Source organism: Ancylobacter aquaticus (assembly GCF_004339465.1).
Taxonomy (GTDB): domain Bacteria; phylum Pseudomonadota; class Alphaproteobacteria; order Rhizobiales; family Xanthobacteraceae; genus Ancylobacter; species Ancylobacter aquaticus.
The window spans coordinates 138385-158415 of sequence record NZ_SMFY01000001.1; the positions used below are offsets into that span (position 1 = coordinate 138385).

At 69.6% G+C, this 20031-nt stretch carries 18 protein-coding genes; 9 read left to right on the forward strand and 9 right to left on the reverse strand.

The annotated features are described in order from the left end of the window. Nucleotides 1-57: 57 nt before the first annotated feature. From cysW to cysP, 3 genes are all read right to left on the reverse strand, one after another. Nucleotides 58-945 carry a sulfate ABC transporter permease subunit CysW gene (gene cysW / locus EV667_RS00740; protein ID WP_131833435.1) on the reverse strand — a complete coding sequence of 296 codons (888 nt, stop codon included), beginning with the start codon at nt 943-945 and terminating at the stop codon, nt 58-60. 4 nt (nt 946-949) lie between these two features. Beyond that, nucleotides 950-1771, reverse strand: a complete 822-nt coding sequence (gene cysT / locus EV667_RS00745; RefSeq protein ID WP_131833436.1) for a sulfate ABC transporter permease subunit CysT — start codon at nt 1769-1771, stop codon at nt 950-952. Between the two features lie 175 nt (nt 1772-1946). Continuing rightward, nucleotides 1947-2978 carry a thiosulfate ABC transporter substrate-binding protein CysP gene (cysP, locus tag EV667_RS00750; RefSeq protein WP_131833437.1) on the reverse strand — a complete coding sequence of 344 codons (1032 nt, stop codon included), beginning with the start codon at nt 2976-2978 and terminating at the stop codon, nt 1947-1949. 297 nt (nt 2979-3275) lie between these two features. Here cysP and EV667_RS00755 point away from each other — a divergent pair, with 297 nt between their 5' ends. From EV667_RS00755 to EV667_RS00775, 5 genes are all read left to right on the forward strand, one after another. Then, complete coding sequence (locus EV667_RS00755; RefSeq protein ID WP_131833438.1) at nt 3276-4025, forward strand: phosphoribosylanthranilate isomerase; 750 nt, start codon at nt 3276-3278, stop codon at nt 4023-4025. Continuing rightward, nucleotides 4022-5254 carry a tryptophan synthase subunit beta gene (trpB, locus tag EV667_RS00760; RefSeq protein ID WP_131833439.1) on the forward strand — a complete coding sequence of 411 codons (1233 nt, stop codon included), beginning with the start codon at nt 4022-4024 and terminating at the stop codon, nt 5252-5254. The genes EV667_RS00755 and trpB overlap by 4 nt, the downstream gene beginning before the upstream one ends. Beyond that, on the forward strand, nt 5251-6090 hold the full coding sequence (gene trpA, locus EV667_RS00765; protein ID WP_131833440.1) for a tryptophan synthase subunit alpha: 840 nt from the start codon (nt 5251-5253) through the stop codon (nt 6088-6090). Before trpB ends, trpA begins: the two co-directional genes overlap by 4 nt. Before the next feature lie 135 nt (nt 6091-6225). Next, on the forward strand, nt 6226-7230 hold the full coding sequence (gene accD, locus EV667_RS00770; protein WP_131833441.1) for an acetyl-CoA carboxylase, carboxyltransferase subunit beta: 1005 nt from the start codon (nt 6226-6228) through the stop codon (nt 7228-7230). Between the two features lie 7 nt (nt 7231-7237). After that, complete coding sequence (locus EV667_RS00775) at nt 7238-8587, forward strand: bifunctional folylpolyglutamate synthase/dihydrofolate synthase (protein ID WP_131833442.1); 1350 nt, start codon at nt 7238-7240, stop codon at nt 8585-8587. Nucleotides 8588-8772: 185 nt separating this feature from the next. Here EV667_RS00775 and infC read toward each other — a convergent pair whose 3' ends face one another. Beyond that, the gene (gene infC, locus EV667_RS00780) at nt 8773-9297 is read right to left on the reverse strand and encodes a translation initiation factor IF-3 (protein WP_131833443.1); all 525 of its coding nucleotides are present in this window, start codon (nt 9295-9297) and stop codon (nt 8773-8775) included. 335 nt (nt 9298-9632) lie between these two features. Here infC and EV667_RS00785 point away from each other — a divergent pair, with 335 nt between their 5' ends. From EV667_RS00785 to EV667_RS00795, 3 genes are all read left to right on the forward strand, one after another. After that, nucleotides 9633-10427 carry an alpha/beta hydrolase gene (locus EV667_RS00785; RefSeq protein WP_131833444.1) on the forward strand — a complete coding sequence of 265 codons (795 nt, stop codon included), beginning with the start codon at nt 9633-9635 and terminating at the stop codon, nt 10425-10427. 116 nt (nt 10428-10543) lie between these two features. After that, nucleotides 10544-11119 carry a hypothetical protein gene (locus tag EV667_RS00790; protein ID WP_131833445.1) on the forward strand — a complete coding sequence of 192 codons (576 nt, stop codon included), beginning with the start codon at nt 10544-10546 and terminating at the stop codon, nt 11117-11119. A 68-nt stretch (nt 11120-11187) separates the two neighbouring features. Continuing rightward, nucleotides 11188-12099 carry a hypothetical protein gene (locus tag EV667_RS00795; RefSeq protein WP_131833446.1) on the forward strand — a complete coding sequence of 304 codons (912 nt, stop codon included), beginning with the start codon at nt 11188-11190 and terminating at the stop codon, nt 12097-12099. On the opposite strand, the gene rsmD is transcribed toward EV667_RS00795, so the two are convergent. Continuing rightward, nucleotides 12073-12657, reverse strand: coding sequence for a 16S rRNA (guanine(966)-N(2))-methyltransferase RsmD (gene rsmD / locus EV667_RS00800; RefSeq protein WP_131833447.1), 585 nt, complete (start codon nt 12655-12657; stop codon nt 12073-12075). The two genes, EV667_RS00795 and rsmD, sit on opposite strands and share 27 nt — an antisense overlap. An 11-nt stretch (nt 12658-12668) precedes the next feature. Further along, nucleotides 12669-14879 carry a pseudouridine synthase gene (locus EV667_RS00805; protein ID WP_131833448.1) on the reverse strand — a complete coding sequence of 737 codons (2211 nt, stop codon included), beginning with the start codon at nt 14877-14879 and terminating at the stop codon, nt 12669-12671. A gap of 136 nt (nt 14880-15015) precedes the next feature. On the opposite strand from EV667_RS00805, the gene EV667_RS00810 reads away from it, so the two are divergent. Next, nucleotides 15016-15447, forward strand: a complete 432-nt coding sequence (locus EV667_RS00810; RefSeq protein ID WP_207907699.1) for a nucleoside deaminase — start codon at nt 15016-15018, stop codon at nt 15445-15447. A 7-nt stretch (nt 15448-15454) separates the two neighbouring features. Here EV667_RS00810 and EV667_RS00815 read toward each other — a convergent pair whose 3' ends face one another. From EV667_RS00815 to EV667_RS00825, 3 genes are all read right to left on the reverse strand, one after another. Further along, complete coding sequence (locus tag EV667_RS00815; protein ID WP_131833450.1) at nt 15455-16459, reverse strand: patatin-like phospholipase family protein; 1005 nt, start codon at nt 16457-16459, stop codon at nt 15455-15457. Between the two features lie 107 nt (nt 16460-16566). Continuing rightward, nucleotides 16567-17832, reverse strand: coding sequence for a phosphoribosylamine--glycine ligase (gene purD / locus EV667_RS00820; protein ID WP_131833451.1), 1266 nt, complete (start codon nt 17830-17832; stop codon nt 16567-16569). A 220-nt stretch (nt 17833-18052) separates the two neighbouring features. Then, the gene (locus EV667_RS00825; RefSeq protein ID WP_280960223.1) at nt 18053-19990 is read right to left on the reverse strand and encodes a MacB family efflux pump subunit; all 1938 of its coding nucleotides are present in this window, start codon (nt 19988-19990) and stop codon (nt 18053-18055) included. Between the last annotated feature and the right edge of the window lie 41 nt (nt 19991-20031).

The following is a 20031-nucleotide window of genomic DNA, read 5'->3' on the forward strand; positions in this document are numbered from 1 at the left end:
GGCATCCTGAGGTGCCGCCCGCATGGGCGGCCTCGAAGCACGCAGGCGGCGCAAGCGTCAATGCCCCGGCTTGCCCTGCGCCTTCACCCGGGCGGCGTCGAGCCGCTCGATGATCGCCTTGGCCACCAGCGTGACCAGCGCCACCAGGGTCAGCAGCGTCGCCACCGCGAAGGCGGCCACCGCGTTGTTGTCCTGGTAGAGCAGCTCGATCTGCAGCGGCAGCGTGTTGGTCTGGCCGCGAATATTGCCCGAGACGATCGACACCGCGCCGAATTCGCCCATCACCCGCGCGTTGCACAGCGCCGCCCCATAAAGCAGGGCGAAGCGCACATTGGGGAGGGTGACGAGGCGCAAGATGCGCCAGCCCCCGGCGCCCAGCGTCACCGCCGCCTCTTCCTCCTCCGTGCCCTGCGCGATCATCAGCGGGATCAACTCGCGCGCGACGAAGGGCGCGGTGACGAACAGGCTGGCGAGGATGATCGCCGGCACGGCGAACATGATCTTGATGTCGTGCGCTTCCAGCCATGGCCCCAGCAGGCCCTGCGCGCCATACACGAAGAGATAGGCGACGCCGGCGATGATCGGCGAGATGGAGAAGGGCAGTTCGACCAGCGCCACCAGCAGATTGCGGCCGGGAAAGGTGAACTTGGCGATGCACCAGGCGGCGGCGATGCCGAAGCCGACATTGATCGGCACCGCGATCAGCGCGGTGAAGACGGTGAGGCCGATGGCGCATTGGGTATCGGGCGCGGCGAAGGAGGCGGCGTAGGCGGCCATGCCGTGCCGGAGGGCCTCGGCGAAGATCGCCAGCAGCGGCGCCACCAGCACCAGCACGGTGACGAGCAGCACGCTGCCGATCAGCAGGAAGCGCGCCAATGGCCCGTCGCCGACGCGGATGCGGCGGGGGGGATGTGCGGTCTCGGGAATGAGCGGTTCGCGCGCCATGGCCTCAGTCCCCCGTGCCGATACGGCGCTGCTGCCAGAGCTGGATCATGTTGACCAGGAACAGCAGGACGAAGGCGAAGCCGAGCAGCGTCGCGGCAATGGCCGCGGCCGCCGGGTAGTCATATTCCTCGATGCGGATGAAGGTGAGCAGCGACACCACCTCGGTTTTCAGCGGCAGATTGCCGGCGATGAAGATGATGGCGCCGAACTCGCCCAGCGAGCGGGCGAAGCCGAGCGAGGCGCCGGTGAGGAAGGCCGGCAGGATGGCGGGGAAGATGATGCGGGCGAAAACGCGCAGGTCCGAGGCGCCAAGCGTCGCGGCCGCTTCCTCGACATCGGCGGCGAGATCCTCCAGCACCGGCTGCACGGTTCGCACCACGAAGGGAATGGACGTGAACGCCATGGCCATGGCGATGCCGAGCGGGGTGTAGGCGACCTCGACGCCGATCGCCGCCAGCGGCCCGCCGAACCAGCCGTTCTTGGCGAACAGCGCCGAGAGGGCGAGGCCCGCCACGGCGGTGGGCAGGGCGAAGGGCACGTCGACCAGCGCGTCGAGAAAGCGCTTGCCGGGAAACTCGTAGCGCACCAGCACCCAGGCCAGCGCCAGCCCGTAAATGCAGTTGAACACCGTGGCGAGCGCGGCGGTGGAGAGCGTGATGCGGAAGGCGGCCATGGTGCGCGCCCCGCTCATGATGGCGAGGTAGCGCTCCCAGCCGACATCCAGCGCCTGCCAGACCAGCGCGCCGAGCGGCAGCAGCACGATCAGGCTGAGATAGAGCACGGTGATGCCGAGCGAGAGCGGGAGGCCCGGTATGACGCGGTTCAACGGGCGGCTCCTTCGGTCGGCGGCGCCTTCGGCACGGGCCTTATCGGAAACGGTGATGGCCGGGACAAGCCCGGCCATGCCGCAATTCAACGCGAATGTCCAGCGGGGACGGGGCTCCCGAGCGGGCCGTCATCCCCGGGCCGGGCCCCGGGATGACGGCTGCGGTGTGCTCCCCTCACTGGGCGACGAACAGCTCGTCGAGCTTGCCGCCGGAGGCGAAGTGGGTCTTCTGGGCATTGGCCCAGCCGCCGAACACGTCCTCGACCTTGACGAGGCGAACGGGGGCGAATTTCGCCTTGAACTCCTCGGATACCTTGGGGTCGACCACGCGGTTGTTCAACTCGGCGGCGATCTTCTGCCCCTCGGGCGAATAGAGGTAGGTCAGGTAGTCGGTGGCGACCTGGCGCGAGCCGCGCTTGTCGACCACCTTGTCGACCACCGCGACCGGGAATTCGGCGAGCAGGCTCACTTCCGGCACGACGACCTGGAAATTCCTGTCCTTGTAGGCATCCTTCACGCCGATCACCTCGGCCTCGAAGGTGATGAGCACGTCGCCCTGCTCGCGCTCCACGAAGGTGGTGGTGGAACCACGCCCGCCAGTGTCGAACACCACGACGTTGGAGAGCAGTTTCTTGGCGAAGGCGTCGGCCTGGGCGACGTCGCCGTTGAACTTCTCCAGAGCGAAGGCATAGGCGGCGAGATAGGTGTAGCGGGCGTTGCCCGAGGTCTTCGGGTTGGGGAAGACCAGCTTCACGTCGTCGCGGACGAGATCGTCCCAGTTCTTCACGTTCTTCGGGTTGCCCTCGCGCACGAGGAAAGCTGGGAACGAGTACCAGGGCGAGGAAGCGTTGGGCAGGCGGGTCTGCCAGTCCTTGGCCACATAGCCCTTGTCGACGAGGAAGGTGATGTCGGTGATCTGGTTGAAGGTCACGACGTCGGCTTCGAGGCCCTCGACGATCGAGCGGGCCTGCTTGGAGGTGCCGGCATGGCTCTGGTTGACCTTGATGTCCTTGCCGGTCTTGGCCTTGTAGGCCGGCTCGAACTGCTTGTTCTCGGCGTCGAACAGCTCGCGGGCAATGTCGTAGGAGGCGTTGAGGATCTGGTTCGGCTCGGCAGCGCGGGCCTGCGGGGCGAAGGCGCCAAGCGCGAACGGGCCGAGGGCGGCAGCCAGGGTCGAGGTCAGGATCAGGCGGCGCGAGAGGCGCATGGGCAGTCTCCACGGTCGGGACGGGATGCGACCGGGGTGATGGCCGCTATATCCACTATTTGTGCGTGAATTGAATAATTTCACAGTCAAATGTGAGTAGCATGCTGAATGTCGTCACGGAAGGGCTATTTTCAACCCCGGCGCCCAACATTTCACTGTTCGGGTCGGTGATAATCGCGCGTCCGGCGCCAGATGGGACGAGGCGCCCAATGTCGCGCGCCTTCAACGCAGCCTTCGGCGGCGCCCTCGCCTCACCGGGCGGTTCCGTGCTAGGTGGCTGTCTTCAGGGAGGCGGCCTTGTCGCTTGAGATCAAAATCTGCGGGCTCAGCACAGCCGAGACGCTGGAAGCGTCGCTCGGTGCGGGTGCGGACATGGTGGGCATGGTGTTCTTCGCCCCCTCGCCGCGCCATGTGGACCTCGCCACCGCCGCCGTCCTCGGCGCCCAGGCGCGGGGGCGGGCGCAGATCGTCGCGCTCACCGTCGATGCCGACGACGCGACGCTGGCCGCCATCCTCGACGCGCTGCGTCCCGACATGTTCCAGCTGCATGGCCACGAGACACCGGCGCGCGTCGCCGCGATAAAAGCGCGCTTCGGCCTGCCGGTCATGAAGGCGCTCGGCATCGCCGCGCGCGAGGACCTTGCCGCGCTGCCCGCCTATGAGGCGGCGGCCGATCGCCTGCTGCTCGACGCCAAGCCGCCCAAGGGCGCCACGCTGCCCGGCGGCAATGGCGTGACCTTCGACTGGAACCTTCTCGCCGGCCTTGACCTTGCCCGGCCCTTCATGCTGTCAGGCGGGCTCGATCCCGAAAACGTCGCGAGCGCGGTGCGGCTCATCCATCCGCCGGGTCTCGACGTATCCTCAGGTGTCGAACGTGGACCCGGCATCAAGGACCCGTCCCGCATCGAAGCCTTCCTGCGCGCCGCGCGGGCGGCCGAGGCGGAGGGCGAGCCCCGCCGGCCCACCGGGAACACATTCGCCGACGCCACATCCACCGGCACCCAGCCGACGCCGCCTTCACCTGCCAGAGAGACGAGCCCGTCGTGAACGCTCCCAATTCCTTCCGCACCGGCCCCGACGACAACGGGCATTTCGGCCTCTTCGGCGGCCGTTTCGTTGCCGAAACGCTCATGCCGCTGATCCTCGATCTGGAGACGGCCTATAACGAGGCCAAGGCCGATCCCGCCTACAAGGCGGAGATGGATGCCGGGCTGAAGCACTATGTCGGCCGCCCGAGCCCGCTCTATTACGCCGAGCGGCTGACCGAGCATCTGCGCGCCGGCGCCTCCCCCGGAATGGGTGCCAAGATCTATTTCAAGCGCGAGGAGCTGAACCACACCGGCTCGCACAAGGTGAACAACGTCCTCGGCCAGATCCTGCTCGCCCGCCGCATGGGCAAGAAGCGGATCATCGCCGAGACCGGCGCCGGCCAGCACGGCGTCGCCACCGCCACGCTCTGCGCGCGCTACGGCCTCGAATGCGTGGTCTATATGGGCGCCGTCGACGTCTCCCGGCAGGCGCCGAACGTGTTTCGCATGAAGATGCTGGGCGCCACCGTGGTGCCCGTGCAGTCCGGCTCGAAGACGCTCAAGGACGCGATGAACGAGGCGCTGCGCGACTGGGTGACGAATGTCAGCGACACGTTCTATTGCATTGGCACCGTCGCCGGCCCGCACCCCTACCCGGCCATGGTGCGCGACTTCCAGAGCATCATCGGCACCGAGACGCGCGAACAGATGCTGGAGATGGAAGGCCGCCTGCCGGACAGCCTGATCGCCTGCATCGGCGGGGGCTCCAACGCCATGGGCCTGTTCCATCCCTTCCTGGACGACCCCGGCGTGCAGATCTTCGGCGTCGAGGCTGCCGGCCACGGCATTCCTTCCGGCCAGCATGCCGCTTCGCTCACTGGCGGGCGCCCGGGCGTGCTGCACGGCAACCGCACCTATCTGCTGATGGACGGCGACGGCCAGATCGCCGAGGCGCATTCGATCTCCGCCGGCCTCGACTATCCCGGTATCGGGCCGGAGCATTCCTGGCTGCACGACACCGGCCGCGCCACCTACATCTCCGCCACCGATGACGAGGCGCTCGCCGCCTTCCAGCTGGTGGCCAAGCTCGAAGGCATCATTCCGGCGCTGGAGCCGGCGCACGCGCTGGCCAGGGTCGCTGATCTCGCCCCCACCCTGCCGGAAGATCACCTGATGGTGGTGAACCTCTCCGGCCGTGGCGACAAGGACATCCCGCAGGTGGCGGACATTCTGGGAACGAGCCTATGAGCACCCGCATCGAGACGCGCTTCAAGGCCTGCGCCGCCGAGGGGCGTGCCGCGCTCGTTACCTTCGTCACCGCCGGCGATCCTGATTTCGAGACCTCGCTCGCCCTGCTCAAGGCCCTGCCGGCGGCCGGCGCCGACATCATCGAGTTCGGCGTGCCCTTCACCGACCCGATGGCCGACGGCCCGGCGATCCAGGCGGCCGGGCTGCGCGCGCTGGCGGCCGGGCAGACGCTGGCCAAGACGCTCGCCATGGTGAAAACCTTCCGCGAAGGCGACGACACCACCCCCGTGGTGCTGATGGGCTATTACAACCCGGTCTATGTCTATGGCGTCGAGCGCTTCCTGAACGATGCCAAGGCGGCCGGCGTCGACGGTCTCGTGGTCGTCGACCTGCCGCCGGAAGAGGACAATGAGCTGTGCCTGCCGGCGCTGGCGGCGGGGCTCGACTTCATCCGCCTGGCCACCCCCACCACCGACGACAAGCGCCTGCCGGCCGTGCTCGCCCACACGGCGGGCTTCGTCTACTACGTCTCCATCACCGGCATCACCGGCGCGGCGCAGGCCGATCCCGCCGCCGTAGGCCAGGCGGTGACGCGGATCAAGCGCCACACGGCGCTGCCCGTCGCTGTCGGCTTCGGCGTGAAGACGCCCGAGAGCGCCGCTGCCATCGCCGCCAACGCCGATGGCGTGGTGGTCGGCTCGGCGCTGATCGACGCGCTGCGCGCCACGCTCGATGCCGAGGACCGCGCGACGCCGGCGACCCTGCCCGCCGTCACCGACCTTGTCGGCAGGCTCGCCGACGCGGTGCGCGGGGTGCGCCGCCAGGCGGCGGAATAGACGGCGCACCAGCGAGGCAAACGGCCGAATCGCTGTTGCGCCTTTTCATCGCCCTTCTGCGGCATTAGATGAGGGGCGGCCGGCGGCAGGGAAACCTTGTCGCGGGTCGCCGCGCCACCGTCCGGAGCCTGACCGTTGAACTGGATCTCGAACGTCGTCCCCAAGCTGAGCTCCTTCCTGAACCGCCGGGAAGTGCCGGAAAATCTCTGGGTGAAGTGCCCCGAGACCGGGCAGATGGTGTTCCACAAGGATCTGGAGGCGAACCTCCACGTCGTCCCCGGCTCCGGCTTCCACATGCGGATGGACCCCGCCTCGCGGCTGCGCTCCGTGTTCGACGGCGGCAAATGGTACGACATCGCTTTGCCGCAGGTGCCGGTCGATCCGCTGAAGTTCCGAGACGAGAAGCGCTATCTCGACCGCCTCAAGGACGCGCGCGCCAAGACCGGCGCGCAGGACGCGGTGAAGGTCGGTTATGGCAAGCTGGAAGGCCTGCCCGTCACCGTGGCGGTGCAGGATTTCGGCTTCATGGGCGGCTCGCTCGGCATGGCGGCCGGCGAGGCTATCGTCACCGGGCTGGAGACCGCCGCCTCGCGCGGCACGCCCTTCATCATGTTCGCCTCTTCTGGCGGCGCGCGCATGCAGGAGGGCATCCTTTCGCTGATGCAGATGCCGCGCACCACCTGCGCCATCCAGGAGCTTCGCGAGGCCAAGCGCCCCTATATCGTGGTGCTGACCAACCCGACCACGGGCGGCGTCACCGCCTCTTACGCCATGCTGGGCGACATCCAGATCGCCGAGCCGGGTGCGCTGATCGGCTTCGCCGGCCCGCGCGTCATCGAACAGACGATCCGGGAGAAACTGCCCGAAGGCTTCCAGCGCGCCGAATATCTGCGCGACCATGGCATGATCGACCTTGTCGTCCACCGCCACGAGATGCGCGCCACGCTGGCCCGGCTGTGCCGCCTGCTGATGCGCGCCCCGGCGCCCGCGGCGCTTGCCGACCAGCCCAAGCTACCGGCAGCCAACCCGCCGACTGCCGAGGATACGGCGAGCGAGGCTACGATTCTGCCTGCGACGACGCTGCCGGCCCCCGCCGCCACGAGCGTCGCGCCCAAAAGTGTAGCGCCCACCAGCGCCTGAGGCATCCATGACCGCGCTTCCCGCTGCCGGCCCCGTCCCTGCGCAGGGGCCGCAGCCGCCCGTGAACGACATTTTCGACCGCCTGCTGGCCCTGCACCCGAAGCTGATCGACCTGTCGCTGGACCGCATGTGGCGGCTGCTGGAGCGGCTCGGCCACCCCGAGCACCGCCTGCCGCCGGTCATCCATGTCGCCGGCACCAATGGCAAGGGCTCCACCGTCGCCTTCATGCGGGCGATACTGGAAGCCGCCGGCCAGCGCGTGCACGTGTACACCTCCCCGCATCTGGTGCGCTTCAACGAGCGCATCAGGCTGGCGGGCGCGCTGGTCGACGATGCCCGCCTCACCCAGGCGCTTGCGCGCGCCGAAGAAGCCAATGGCGGCGAGCCGATCACCTTCTTCGAGATCACCACCGCGGCGGCGCTGCTGCTGTTCGCGGAGGTTCCCGCCGACATATTGCTGCTGGAGGTGGGCCTCGGCGGCCGGCTCGACGCCACCAATGTGATTGACCGGCCGCTGGTGAGCGTCATCACCCCGGTCTCGATCGACCATGTCGATTTTCTCGGCGAGACGGTGGCGGAGATCGCCGGCGAGAAGGCCGGCATCCTCAAGCGCGGCGTGCCGGCCGTGCTCGGCCACCAGTCGCGCGAGGCACTGGCCGTCATCGAGCGGCAGGCGGCGCGGCTCGGCGTCCCGCTCTCGGTCATGGGCGAGCACTACCAGGCGCATGAGGAGGGCGGCCGGCTGGTCGTCGCCGACGAGGCTGGGCTGATGGACCTGCCGCGCCCGCGCCTTGTCGGGCCGCACCAGATCGGCAATGCCGGGCTGGCGGTGGAAGCGCTGCGGGTGGCCAATCTCGGCCTGCCGGCCCATGCCTTCGAGGAGGGGATGCGGGCGGCGCAATGGCCGGCGCGGCTGCAGCGCCTCGGTCCCGGTCCGCTGACGCAGCGGGCACCGGAAGGTGTCGATATCTGGCTCGACGGTGGCCACAACGCCGCCGGCGGGCAGGCACTCGCCGCCGCGCTGGCCGATCTGGAGGACCGGGTGTCGCGGCCCCTGGTGCTGATCGTCGGCATGCTCGGAAACAAGGACGCGGACGCCTTCCTCGCGCCCTTCGCCGGCCTCGCCCGTGAACTGGTGGCGGTGCCGGTGCCCGGCGAGCACAAGGGAGCGCCGCCGGAAGCCCTCGCGGCAGCCGCGCGGGCGCACGGAATGGATGCCTCCACCGCCGCCGGCGTCGCCGCCGCGCTGGAGGGGCTGGCGGCCTTTCCGGTCGGCGCGGCGCCACGGGTGCTGATCGCCGGTTCGCTCTATCTCGCCGGTGCGGTGCTGGGCGAGAACGGCGCGTTGCCGGATTAGGCGGCCAGGGTCGCGCGGCCTACGCGGCAAGGCAGCCTGATTGGCACGGGGGATATTGGCACGACATGACGAACCCCGCGTCATGGCCGGGGGGACCCCGGCCATCCGCGATTCGGTTCGTGAAGGACGTTAATCCCCGGGGCGAGGCCCGGGGACGACGCGCATGATCGAAGGGCCGGCGCGCGTCAGCGCGGCGCCAGAACCATGACCATCTGGCGGCCTTCGAGCGAGGGCTCGGCCTCGACCTTGGCGATCGGTGCCAGCTCTTCCTTGACCTTGTTCATCAGCTTGTAGCCCAGCTCCTGATGCGCCATCTCGCGACCGCGGAAGCGCAGGGTGACCTTCACCTTGTCGCCTTCGTCGAAGAAGCGGTGGATGGACTTCATCTTCACATCATAGTCATGGGTGTCGATGCCGGGCCGCAGCTTGATTTCCTTGATCTCGACGACGTGCTGCTTCTTGCGCGCCTCGTTGGCCTTTTTCTGGTTCTGGTATTTGAACCGGCCATAGTCGAGAATTTTGCAGACCGGCGGCGCCGAATTCGGCGCGATCTCGACAAGGTCGAGGCCAGCCTCCTGCGCCATCGCGATCGCGTCGCGCGTAAGTATGACGCCGAGGTTCTGCCCTTCCTGATCGATGAGCTGAACTTCGCGGATGCGGATGTCTTCGTTGACGCGCGGACCGTCCTTTTCCGGCGCGACGGGTCTCATGGGGCGACGAATGGCGTCTTCTCCTCTGCCATTTCAGATAGTCACGTTTTCACCGCGCCTCGAAGGTCGCCGGCCGGCTGATTTCCGCGCGCGTAAAACGGTCGCAGAAGATCGTGACAAACCCGGCAGAAGTCAACGGCGTGACGGCCGCGATCGCATGTAATTACGCATGCCACGGTTCCTGCCAGCAGCGCGTGTGCCCGCTGGAGGCCCCGGCATGCTGTTCGTCCGCGATCCCTGGCTGTAAGCCAAGATGGCGTTGCCGGCCCGAATCGCAAGATGCGGCCGGCCAGCTCCGCTTCGCGGCACCGTCCGACGGTGAGGAAGGACCCGCTATGAACCACCCCGCCGACACCAACGACGCTCCCCGCTTTATCACCGTCGGCGACGACGCAAGGGCGATCGCGGTCCGCGTCACTCCGGGGCTGTCGAGCGCCGACAGGCCGGGCGTCCTGTGGTGCGGCGGCTTCCTCTCGGACATGCGCGGCACCAAGGCGCAGGCGCTGGCCGAGTGGGGCGCGCGCACCGGGCGGCGCATCGTGCGCTTTGACTATTCCGGCCATGGCGAATCCGCCGGTGCCTTCGAGGACGGCACCATCTCCCGCTGGGCGCAGGACGCCCTCGCCGTGTTCGACGCCGAGACCTCCGGCCCGCAGGTCGTGGTCGGCTCCTCCATGGGCGGCTGGATCGCGCTGCTTCTCGCGAGGGCGCTGGCGGCGCGGGGCGAGGCCGGCCGGCTTGCCGCGCTGGTGCTGATCGCCCCGGCGCCCGATTTCACCGAGGAGCTGATGTGGAAGGCGATGCCGGAGGAGGCGCGCGCCGCCGTGATGCGGGACGGCCAATGGGTGCGCCCCTCGCAATACGGCCCCGGCCAGGTCATCACCCGGTCGCTGATCGAGGATGGGCGACGCAACCTCGTGCTCGGCGCGCCGTTCGCCGTCGGCTGCCCGGTGCGTATCCTGCAGGGCGTGGCCGACCCTGATGTGCCCTGGCAGCACGCGCTGCGCCTCGTCACCTGCCTCGCCGAGGACGACGTGGTGCTGAGCCTCATCAAGGACGGCGACCACCGCCTGTCCCGCCCGGAGGACCTTGAGCGCATTCTGGCGGCGGTGGAGGAAATCACTTCCTGAGGGCTTCCGAAGAGGCGCTCGCATAGGTTGCGTTCGGTGCGAATTGGCGCATAGTTTCCCCTGGGGGCGGGGGACGCGCTATGGATCACGTGCGTGAGTGTTTGTGGGTCTTTCTTTTGGCCCCACTGCTGGGTGGCTGCGCCTATGTGACGGCGATCCCGGTGCCGCCTGACTCAACCATAGAGGGTATTCGCTTCTACGAGGTGAAGCCGATCCTGATCGTCAACGATCAGGCCGTCGATATCCAGATGGTGCCCAATTACAACCGCGCCTATGCGCTTCGCTTCGGCTCCTTCCTCTCCAAACACACGATGGATGTCACCTTCGAGCGCGGCTTCATCAAGGCGATGAAGAGCGAGCAGGACGCCACCGCCTTCATCCAGTTGCTGACGACGCTCGCCGACAAGATTCCCCTGACGTCGTTCAGCGGAACGGCAACGACTGGCGGCGCCACCGGACGCTTCGGCGTGTACGAGTTCGTGTTCGACGAGGAGGGCAACCTCGTCCGGCTGCGCCCGCTGCTGCGCCGCGAGGACCTGATGATCCTTCCGGCCGTCGGCCAGCAGAAAGTCGCCAGCCAGACGCCGCAGGTCCCGGGCGGGAAGGAAGGGGGCGGGCCGGCAACCGGGGCCGGGGCAGCCTCTGGCGGCGGCAGCGCCGGCACCGTGAAGCCTCCGGGTGGAGGCAGATGATCCGCAGGGGACGGCCCCCGGGAAAGGTTCTCCCGCCACCGCGGCCGCTGCGCCATCTGGCCCCGCGCGTGCCGCGCCTGGGCGAAGGGGCGCTCCCCGGCCTGCTGCCCGAAGCGCGGGCGCTCATGGCGCTGCCCAATGTCATTGCCACCGGCTTCGGGCGGAAGTTCACCGGCGGAAAGGCGACCGGCGAGCGCTGCCTTGTGGTGCATGTCGAGGCGAAGACCGACGACCTGCCCGCGCAGGGCTGCGTTCCTTCCGAGATCGCCACGCGCGGGGGCGGGGCGCTGCGCACCGATGTGGTCGGCTGCGGCCATATGCGCGCACTCGCTTTGCGCAGTGGTGAGGGCCTGCTCAGCTTCGACAACCAGACGGGTGTCTGCGCCCTCACCTTCCACACCGAGCGCGGCGCCTTCGCGCTCACCTGCGCCCATGTCGTCACCGATCTTTCCGGCGCGCTCCCGCGTCCGGTGCGCTGGCGGCCCGCGTCGGGTGTGGCCGGGGCGGGCCATGCGGTGCTGGCCACCCGGCTTTCCGCACCCGTCATCGCCGCCGACGCGGCGGTGATCGAACTCCTGCCCGGCATTGCGGCCGGCGCCTGGGAGGTCGAGGGCGGCAACGCCTACATCAACGCCCTCGATATCTTTCGCGAAGGCGAGGGCACGGAGTATTTCTACGTGACGCCGCGCGGCACCGTCTATTGCGGCTTCCCCCAGCAGATGGCCGGCGGCAGTGTTGCGATCGACGGCGCGGTCCGCACTGTCGGGCGCTACTGGTCGCTCCGGGTGCCGGCCGGCGGAGGCGGGCTGCCGGCCAGAGAGGGCGATTCCGGCGCGCTGGTCCTTCGTCGTGGGATCGGCGGCTATGTGGCGATGGGGCTGGTCTTCGCCGGCACACCGGCGGGGGCCGAACAGCAGGTCGGGGTGTTTCCGTTCCGCGTCGTCTGGGACAGCCTAGCCCTTGGCGTCCTGCCCCTGTGAGGCGGGCGCGGCGCGCAGAAAAATGATCTCGCTCGTGTCGTAGCGGCGGCGCTCCAGTTCCTCGAAACCTTTGGGGGCGGCGAAGGCGGCTTCGACCGACTCCTCCACCACCAGCAGCGCATCCGGCGCCAGCCAGTGGCCGGCCAAGGCGCCGGCCAGCGCTTTTTCGGCGAGGCCGCTCCCATAGGGCGGATCGCAGAACACAAGGTCGAAGGCGTCGCTGGCGAAGGCATCGCCGAGCGCGGTGGCGTCGCGGCGGAAGATGCGGGTGATGCCGCCGACGCCGAGTGCCTCGACATTGGCACGGATCAACGCCCGGGGTTCCGGTGCATCGTCCACGAACACGGCTATCCGTGCCCCGCGCGACAGCGCCTCCAGCCCCAGCGCGCCGGTGCCGGCGAACAGGTCGAGCACGCGGGCGCCGTCAGCCGCGTCGCCATAGGCATGGGCGAGCACGTTGAACAGCGCCTCGCGCAGCCGGTCGGAGGTCGGGCGCGTGGCCATGGACGAGGGGCCGCGTAACGCCCGCCCCTTGAAGCGCCCGCCGACGATCCGCATGGCCGCGCCTGTCAGCTACGCGGCGAGCGGGGCGGACGGCCGGGCTTGCCGCTGGAGGGCCGTCCACCCGAAGGCTTGCCACCGGAAGGCTTACCGCCAGAAGGCTTACCGCCAGAAGGCTTGCCCCCGAACGGCTTGCCGCCACCCGGACGACCGGCCGGCTTGCCGCCTTCCGGACGGCCGCCCGAGGGCTTCCCGAACGGCTTGCCGCCGGACGGGCGCCCCCCCGGTTTGTCAGCGAAATTCTTGGCACCATAGCTCTTGCCACCGCCGCCCGAGGGCTTGTCGCCAAAGGAACGGCCGCCGGAGGGGCGATCGCCGCGCGGGGGACGATCGTCGCGCGCGCGGAAGGGACGCTCACCCTCGGGACGCCCACCTTCGGGACGCCCAGCTTCGGGACGTTCGCGACGGGCGGGACGCTCATCGCCCTCCGGCCGGGGGCGGAAGGAACGCGCGGGCCGCTCGCCTTCGGGGCGCGACGTGCGCTCGCGGAACGGGCGCTCCCCTTGCGGGCGATCCCCCTCGGGACGCTCGCGACGTGCGGGGCGCTCGTCGCCTTCCGGGCGCGGCCGGAAGCTGCGCGACTGTTCGGATTTCACCCGGCCGCTATAGGGCCGCGCGCTGCCGGCGCCACGGAAGGAGCGCCCGCTTTCGGGACGTTCCGGCCGGGCCGGGCGTTCGCCGCGCTCGGGGCGTTCGCTGTGCGAAGGTGCGGCACTGCGGGCGGGACGTTCGCCGCGCTCGCCCTGAGGGCGCGGGGCGCGCTCGCGGAAGGGGCGCTCGGGACGCTCCCCGCGCTCGGGACGCTCCCCGCGTTCCGGCCGATCCACGCGCGCCGGGCGTTCCGCGCGCGGCGCATCGGCGTCGCCGCGGGGGCGGAGCGGGCGCTCGCCGGCCTCGTCTTCACGCTCGAAGCGCGGGCGCGAGGGGCGCGGGCCGCCGACCTTGCGGTCGCGGCTGGAGGCGCCGGCACGGGCGGGGCGCTCGCTGAAGGGGCGATCCTCGCGGCCGGGGCGGGCGTCGCCGGCCGAGCCATCGGGGCGCTTGCGGAAGGTCCGCTCGCCGCCGCGCTCACCGCGCGCCGGGCCGGGGCGTTCGCCCGTCCGCACGGCGGCACGCTCTTCGTCGCGTCGGGCGCGGGCGGGGCGGGCGGGCGCGTCCTCGGGCGGGGCTTCGGTGGAGCGCACGCGCTGCACCAGCACCTTGCGACCCTTGCGATCGGCCACGATGCCGGCCTTCACGCTCTTGCCCTCGCCCGGCTCGGTGTCGATGGGCAGGCGGCGGTGGCGGTCCTCGGTGCCTTCCGGCTTGGTGTAGCGCGGCTTGGCGGCACCCTTGGCGGCCGCTTTGGACGCGCGGGGCGCATCGTCCTCGGCATGGTTGAACATCGGGCCGTCGAAATCGGCGCCGGCGGCCTTGGCCAGCGTCTCGCCGAGCTGGTCGGCGAGGATGCGGGTACGCACCTCCTCGGCCTCGCCCTGCGGCAGCTCGCCGAGCTGGAACGGGCCATAGGAGAGGCGGATCAGCCGGTTCACGTCGAGCCCGAGCGAGCCGAGCACATTGCGCACTTCGCGGTTCTTGCCCTCGCGCAGCGCCAGAGTGAGCCACACATTGGCGCCCTGCACGCGGTCCAGCACCGCCTCGATCGGCCCATAATGCACGCCGTCGACAGTGACGCCGGCGATCAGCGCGTCGAGCTTGTCCTGGGTGATGTCGCCCTTGGCGCGCACGCGATAGCGGCGCAGCCACCCGGTTTCCGGCAGTTCCAGAACCCGCGACAGCCCGCCATCATTGGTGAGCAGGATCAGCCCTTCGGTGCTGAGGTCGAGCCGCCCCACCGAGACCAGGCGCGGCAGGCCGGCCGGAAGGATCTCGAACAGGGTGGGGCGCCCCTCGGGGTCGAAATTGGTCGTCACCACGCCCTTGGGCTTGTGGTAGAGGAACAGGCGCGTGCGCTCCTTTTCCGGCAGCTTCACCCCATCGACGGTGATCTCGTCCTCGGCCGTGACCGTGCGGGCGGGGCTTTCCAGCACCTCGCCATTCACCGCGACGCGGCCGGCAAGAATCCACTCCTCGATCTCGCGGCGCGAGCCGAGGCCTGCGCGGGCCACCACCTTGGCGATGCGCTCCGCCTCACGCGGGCCCGCCTCCTCTGCCCCGGCCGGGCGGGCGGCGCGGGGAACGCGGTTGATTTCCTTGCGGGGCGGCGTGTTTTTGGGCATGGGGATTGATCCGGTCTCCGGGCCGCGGGTGCTAGCATGTCCTGCGGTATGAAGCGAGCTTTAGACGAGTAGAGCCTTGACGAGCAATGATTCCGACACGGCCAACGCCCGTAGCGGGGGAGCGCGCCGCGATTTCATGCGGCTCGCCCTCATGGAGGCAGCCAGCGCCGCCGCCCGTGGCGAGGTGCCGGTGGGCGCCGTGCTGGTGAAGGACGGCACGGTGCTCGCCACTGACGGCAACCGCACCCGCGAACTGTCCGACCCCACCGCCCATGCGGAAATGCTGGTCATCCGCAGGGCAGCCGTGCGTCTCGGCAATGATCGGCTCACCGACTGCGATCTCTACGTCACTCTGGAGCCGTGTACCATGTGCGCGGCCGCGATTTCCTTCGCCCGCCTGCGCCGAGTCTATTACGGCGCGGCCGACGCCAAGGGTGGGGCGGTGGAAAGCGGCGTGCGCTTCTTCGCGCAGCCGACCTGCCATCACCGGCCGGACCTCTATGGCGGGCTGGGGGAGAGCGAGGCGGCCGACCTGCTGCGGGAGTTTTTCGCGGGGCGGCGGGGGTAGGGCGACCTCACCCCAGAACCGCCTCCAGCCGGCGCTTCACCTCGTCCTTCACCGGCTCGGCTGCCTTGAGGATGGCGGCGGCGCGGAAGAAGTCGAGCACGCGGAAATCATTCACATTGGGCCGGATGAGTATGTCCGGCGCCCCGGATTTCAGCTTCTCGCCGACGATAGACGAGGCCATGATCTGCAGCGTGGCAAACATCGCCTCGAACGGGGCCGGCACGCCGCGCATCTCGGTGCCATGGCCGCCGGTTATGTCGACGGCGATCACTACATCGGCCTTGGCGCGCAGGAGATCGAACGGCAGCGGGTTCACCGCCCCGCCATCGACCAGCGTGTGGCCATCCAGCTGGACGGGGCGGATGAGGCCGGGGATGGCCAGCGAGGCCGCAAGCGCCGGGCGGATGGGGCCACGAGCGAACGTGCGCTCGCAGCGCTCCCAATAGTCGGTCGCCACCACCTGCAGGGGGATCGATAGTTCCTCGAAGGTCTCCGGCACCGCCTCGGGCAGGAACCCGCCGATGAAGCGCTCGGCGTCGATCAGTACCGGGTTGCCGAGCCCCGCGCCGAATAGATCGGCGATGCGCCCCACCCGCGCGGCGAGCAGGCGCTTCATCACGTCGCTGCGCTTGCGCAGCATGTGCGTCACCATGTGGCGGATGTCGCGCGCCGGCATGCCGGCCGCATAGACGCTGGCGAACAGCGCACCGATGGAGGCGCCGGCCATGGCGGTGGGACGCAGGCCGAGATCGTCCAGCGCCTCCAGCACGAGGATATGCGAGAGGCCGCGCGCCCCGCCCGAGCCCAGCGCCACGCCGAGCGTCGGCACGCGGTGCGTCGGGGCGCCCGGCACCGTGCCGCCGCCCGAGGAAATGACGGCGCTGGCCGCGCCCGGTTCCTCGCCCTTTGGCGGCACAAACAGCACGGGCGCCTGCGGCGGGTCGCCGACCGGGGCGTCGCCTGCCGGCGGACGCCGCCGCCCAGAGGTGGAATTATCCATGGTTTCGCCCATGCATTTCTTCTGCCACGGGCCCGCGGCATTTGTTTGAACATGGGCACGGTGACGCGGGGGCGCCAGTGCGAGCGGCCGCATTTGCCGGCAGGCCGGCCCGCATCCCTTTACGCGTCCAGCGCGCGCCAGGCGATGTCGCGGCGGCAGAAGCCTTCCGGCCAGTCGATGCGGGCGATGGCGTCATAGGCGCGTTCGCGCGCCTCGGCGACATTGCCGCCGAGCGCGGTGACGGTGAGCACACGCCCGCCATGGGCGAGGATGTCGTCGCCCTCCCGGCGGGTGCCGGCGTGGAACACCTTGACCCCGGGGATTGTCTCGGCCGCCTCCAGTCCCCCAATCTGCGAGCCCTTGCCATAGGGGCCGGGATAGCCCCTGGTCGCCATGACCACGGAAATCGCCGCGTCCGGCTTCAGCGGCACCGGCTGGTCCTCCAGCCGCCCGGTGGCGACGGCGGCGAGCAGTGGCAGCAGGTCGCCCTCCATCCGCATCATCAGCACCTGGCATTCGGGGTCGCCGAAGCGGACATTGTATTCGATCAGCTTGGGCCCCTCGCGCGTGATCATCAGCCCGGCGAACAGCACGCCGCGAAACGGACTTGCCGCGTCGGCCAGCGCGCGGGCGGTCGGCTTGACGATGTCGTGGAGGGTGCGCCGCTCCATTTCGGCGGTGAAGACCGGGGCGGGCGAATAGGCACCCATGCCGCCGGTGTTCGGCCCTTCGTCATTGTCGAAGGCGCGCTTGTGGTCCTGCGCCGAGCCGAAGGGCAGCACCGTCTCGCCATCGACGAGGCAGAAGAACGAGACTTCCTCGCCTTCGAGGAATTCCTCGATCAGGATCTCGGTGCCGATGCCACCCATGGCGAACACCTCGTCGATGCCCGCCAGCGCCTCCTCCAGCGTCATCGCCACGATCACGCCCTTGCCGGCCATCAGCCCGTCGGCCTTGAGCACGATCGGCGCGCCGTGGTGCTGGACGAAGGCCCGCGCCTCCTCCACCCCGGTGAAGCGGCCGAAGGCGGCGGTGGGAATGGCGTGCGCCTTGCACAATTCCTTGGTGAAGAGCTTGGAGCCCTCCAGCTGCGCCGCCACCCGGCGCGGACCGAACACCGCGATGCCCTCACTCATCAGTCGGTCGGCGATGCCGTCCACCAGCGGCGCCTCGGGGCCGACGACGACGAGGTCGATCTTTTCCGACAGGCACAGGGTGACGATGGCGTCGTGGTCCTCCAGCGGCACGCCAGTGAGGCAGGTGGCGAGCGAGGCGATGCCGGGATTGCCGGGCAAAGCGAAAAAGGCGCCCATCAGCGGGCTCTGCGCCAGCTTCCAGGCGAGCGCATGCTCGCGGCCCCCCGAGCCGAGCAGAAGAACGTTCATGCGGCAAACCTCCAGCGCCCCGACACAGCGTTTCGCCTAAACGGTTGGGCGGCGGGGGGCAAGGGGTGGGCCTGCCCGCACGCGTCATCCGGAACGGCGGCGCCGCCCATTCCGCCCTCATCCCGGCCGCAGGTACAGCCGGAGAGCCGGAAACGTGCCACGGCATGATCTACGATCCCGGCCCGGCCTTCGCCCGTCAGGGATGGCGGGGGTCGAGCCCCTACTCGTAGGCCAGCGCCACCACCGGGTCGAGCCCGGCCGCCTTGCGCGCCGGCAGGTAGCCGAAGACGAGGCCGGTGAGGAAGGCGCAGGCGAAGGCCAGCAGCGGCGGCAGCAGCGAGAGCACGATGGTCACGCCCATCCATTCCAGCCCAAGCGCGGCGGCAAGGCCGAGCCCGACGCCCACCGCCCCGCCGACCGAGCACACCACCAGCGCCTCGGTGTTGAACTGCAGCATGATGTTGCTCATGCGCGCGCCGGTTGCCATGCGGATGCCGATCTCGCGGGTACGCTCGGTCACGCTCACCAGCATGATGTTCATCACCCCGATGCCGGCCACCAGCAGCGAGATGGCGGCGACGCAGCCTAGCACCAGCGTGAGCGTGTTCTGCGTCTCCATCGCCGTTTCCAGGAACTGCGCGGTGTTGCGCACCTGGAAGTCCTCGGCCTGGTGGCGCTCGGTGAGGGTGCGTGTGATCGCCGCCTCCACCGCCGGAATATCGTCGGCATTGGTCACCTTCACCGTGACCGAGTTCAGGAACTGCCGGCCGAATACCCGCACGAAGCCGGTGGAGAGCGGGACCAGCGCCACGTCGTCCTGGTCCTGTCCGAAGGCGTTGGCGCCGCGCGGGGAAAGCACGCCGATCACCTCGTAAGGCACGTTCTTGACCATGACATAGCGCCCGATCGGGTCATCGGCGCCGAACAGGTTCTGCGCCACGGTCTGCCCCAGCACCGTCACCGGCGCATAGGCGCGCACATCGGCCGGCGTGAACATCACCCCGCGTGCCATCGCCCAATCGCGGGCGGCAAGATAGTCGGGCGTCGTGCCCGTCACCGTGGTGAAATAGTCGAGCGAGCCATAGCGCAGCGTGTAGCGGCCGGAACGGTCCGGGGCGATGGCGTCGATGCCCGGAATGACCTTCAGCGCCTCGGCGTCCTCCGCCAGCAGGGTGGCGTTGTCGCCGGCGGTGCGGATGCCCGGTGCGCCGGGCCGCACGATGAGGAGGTTGGTGCCGATCTGCGAGATGCGGTCGAGCACGCTCTGCTTGCCGCCATCGCCCACCGCCAGCATGGTAATGACGGAGGCGACGCCGATGACGATGCCGAGCAGGGTCAGCGCGGTGCGGAACAGGTTCGCCGTCATCGAGGCGAACGCCATCCGTACCGCTTCCGCGAGGTCCGGCACGAAGCGGGCCAGCCCGCCACGCCGCGCCGGGCCGGTGCCGGGCAGGGGCGCGCGGGCGGGCTCTTCCTCGCGCCGTTCGTCCGAGACGATGCGCCCGTCCTGGAAGCGCACCACGCGCCGGGCATGCGCCGCGACATCGGGGTCGTGGGTGATGAGGATGACGGTGTGACCCTCGGCATTCAGCTCGCCGAGCAGCGCCAGCACTTCCTCGCCGGAGCGCGAATCGAGCGCGCCGGTGGGCTCATCGGCGAGGATCACCGGCGCCGCGTTCATCAGCGCCCGGGCAATGGAGACGCGCTGCTGCTGGCCGCCGGAAAGCTGGTTCGGCCGGTGTTCGCTGCGCTCGCCGAGGCCGAGCCGGGCGAGCAGCTCATGCGCCCGCTCCTCGCGCGCCTCGCGGCCCGAGCCGGCATAGATGGCGGGAATGGCGACATTTTCCGCCGCCGTCAGGCTCGGCAGAAGATTGTAGCGCTGGAACACGAAGCCGAAAGCCGAGCAGCGCAGTTCCGCCAACTCGTCCGGGCCGAGGTCTTCGACGTCCACCCCGTCGACCCGGTAAAGGCCGGAGGACACGCGGTCGAGGCAGCCGATGATGTTCATCAGCGTCGACTTGCCCGAACCCGACTGGCCCATGATGGCGATGAACTCGCCGGGCATGATGGCGAGCGACACCCGGTCCAGCGCCCGCACAACGCTCTCGCCATTGGGGTAGATGCGGCTGACGTCGACCAGCTCGACGATCGGCCGCATTTCCTCGGATAGCGGCATTGCCGGCCGGTCTTCCGTGACAT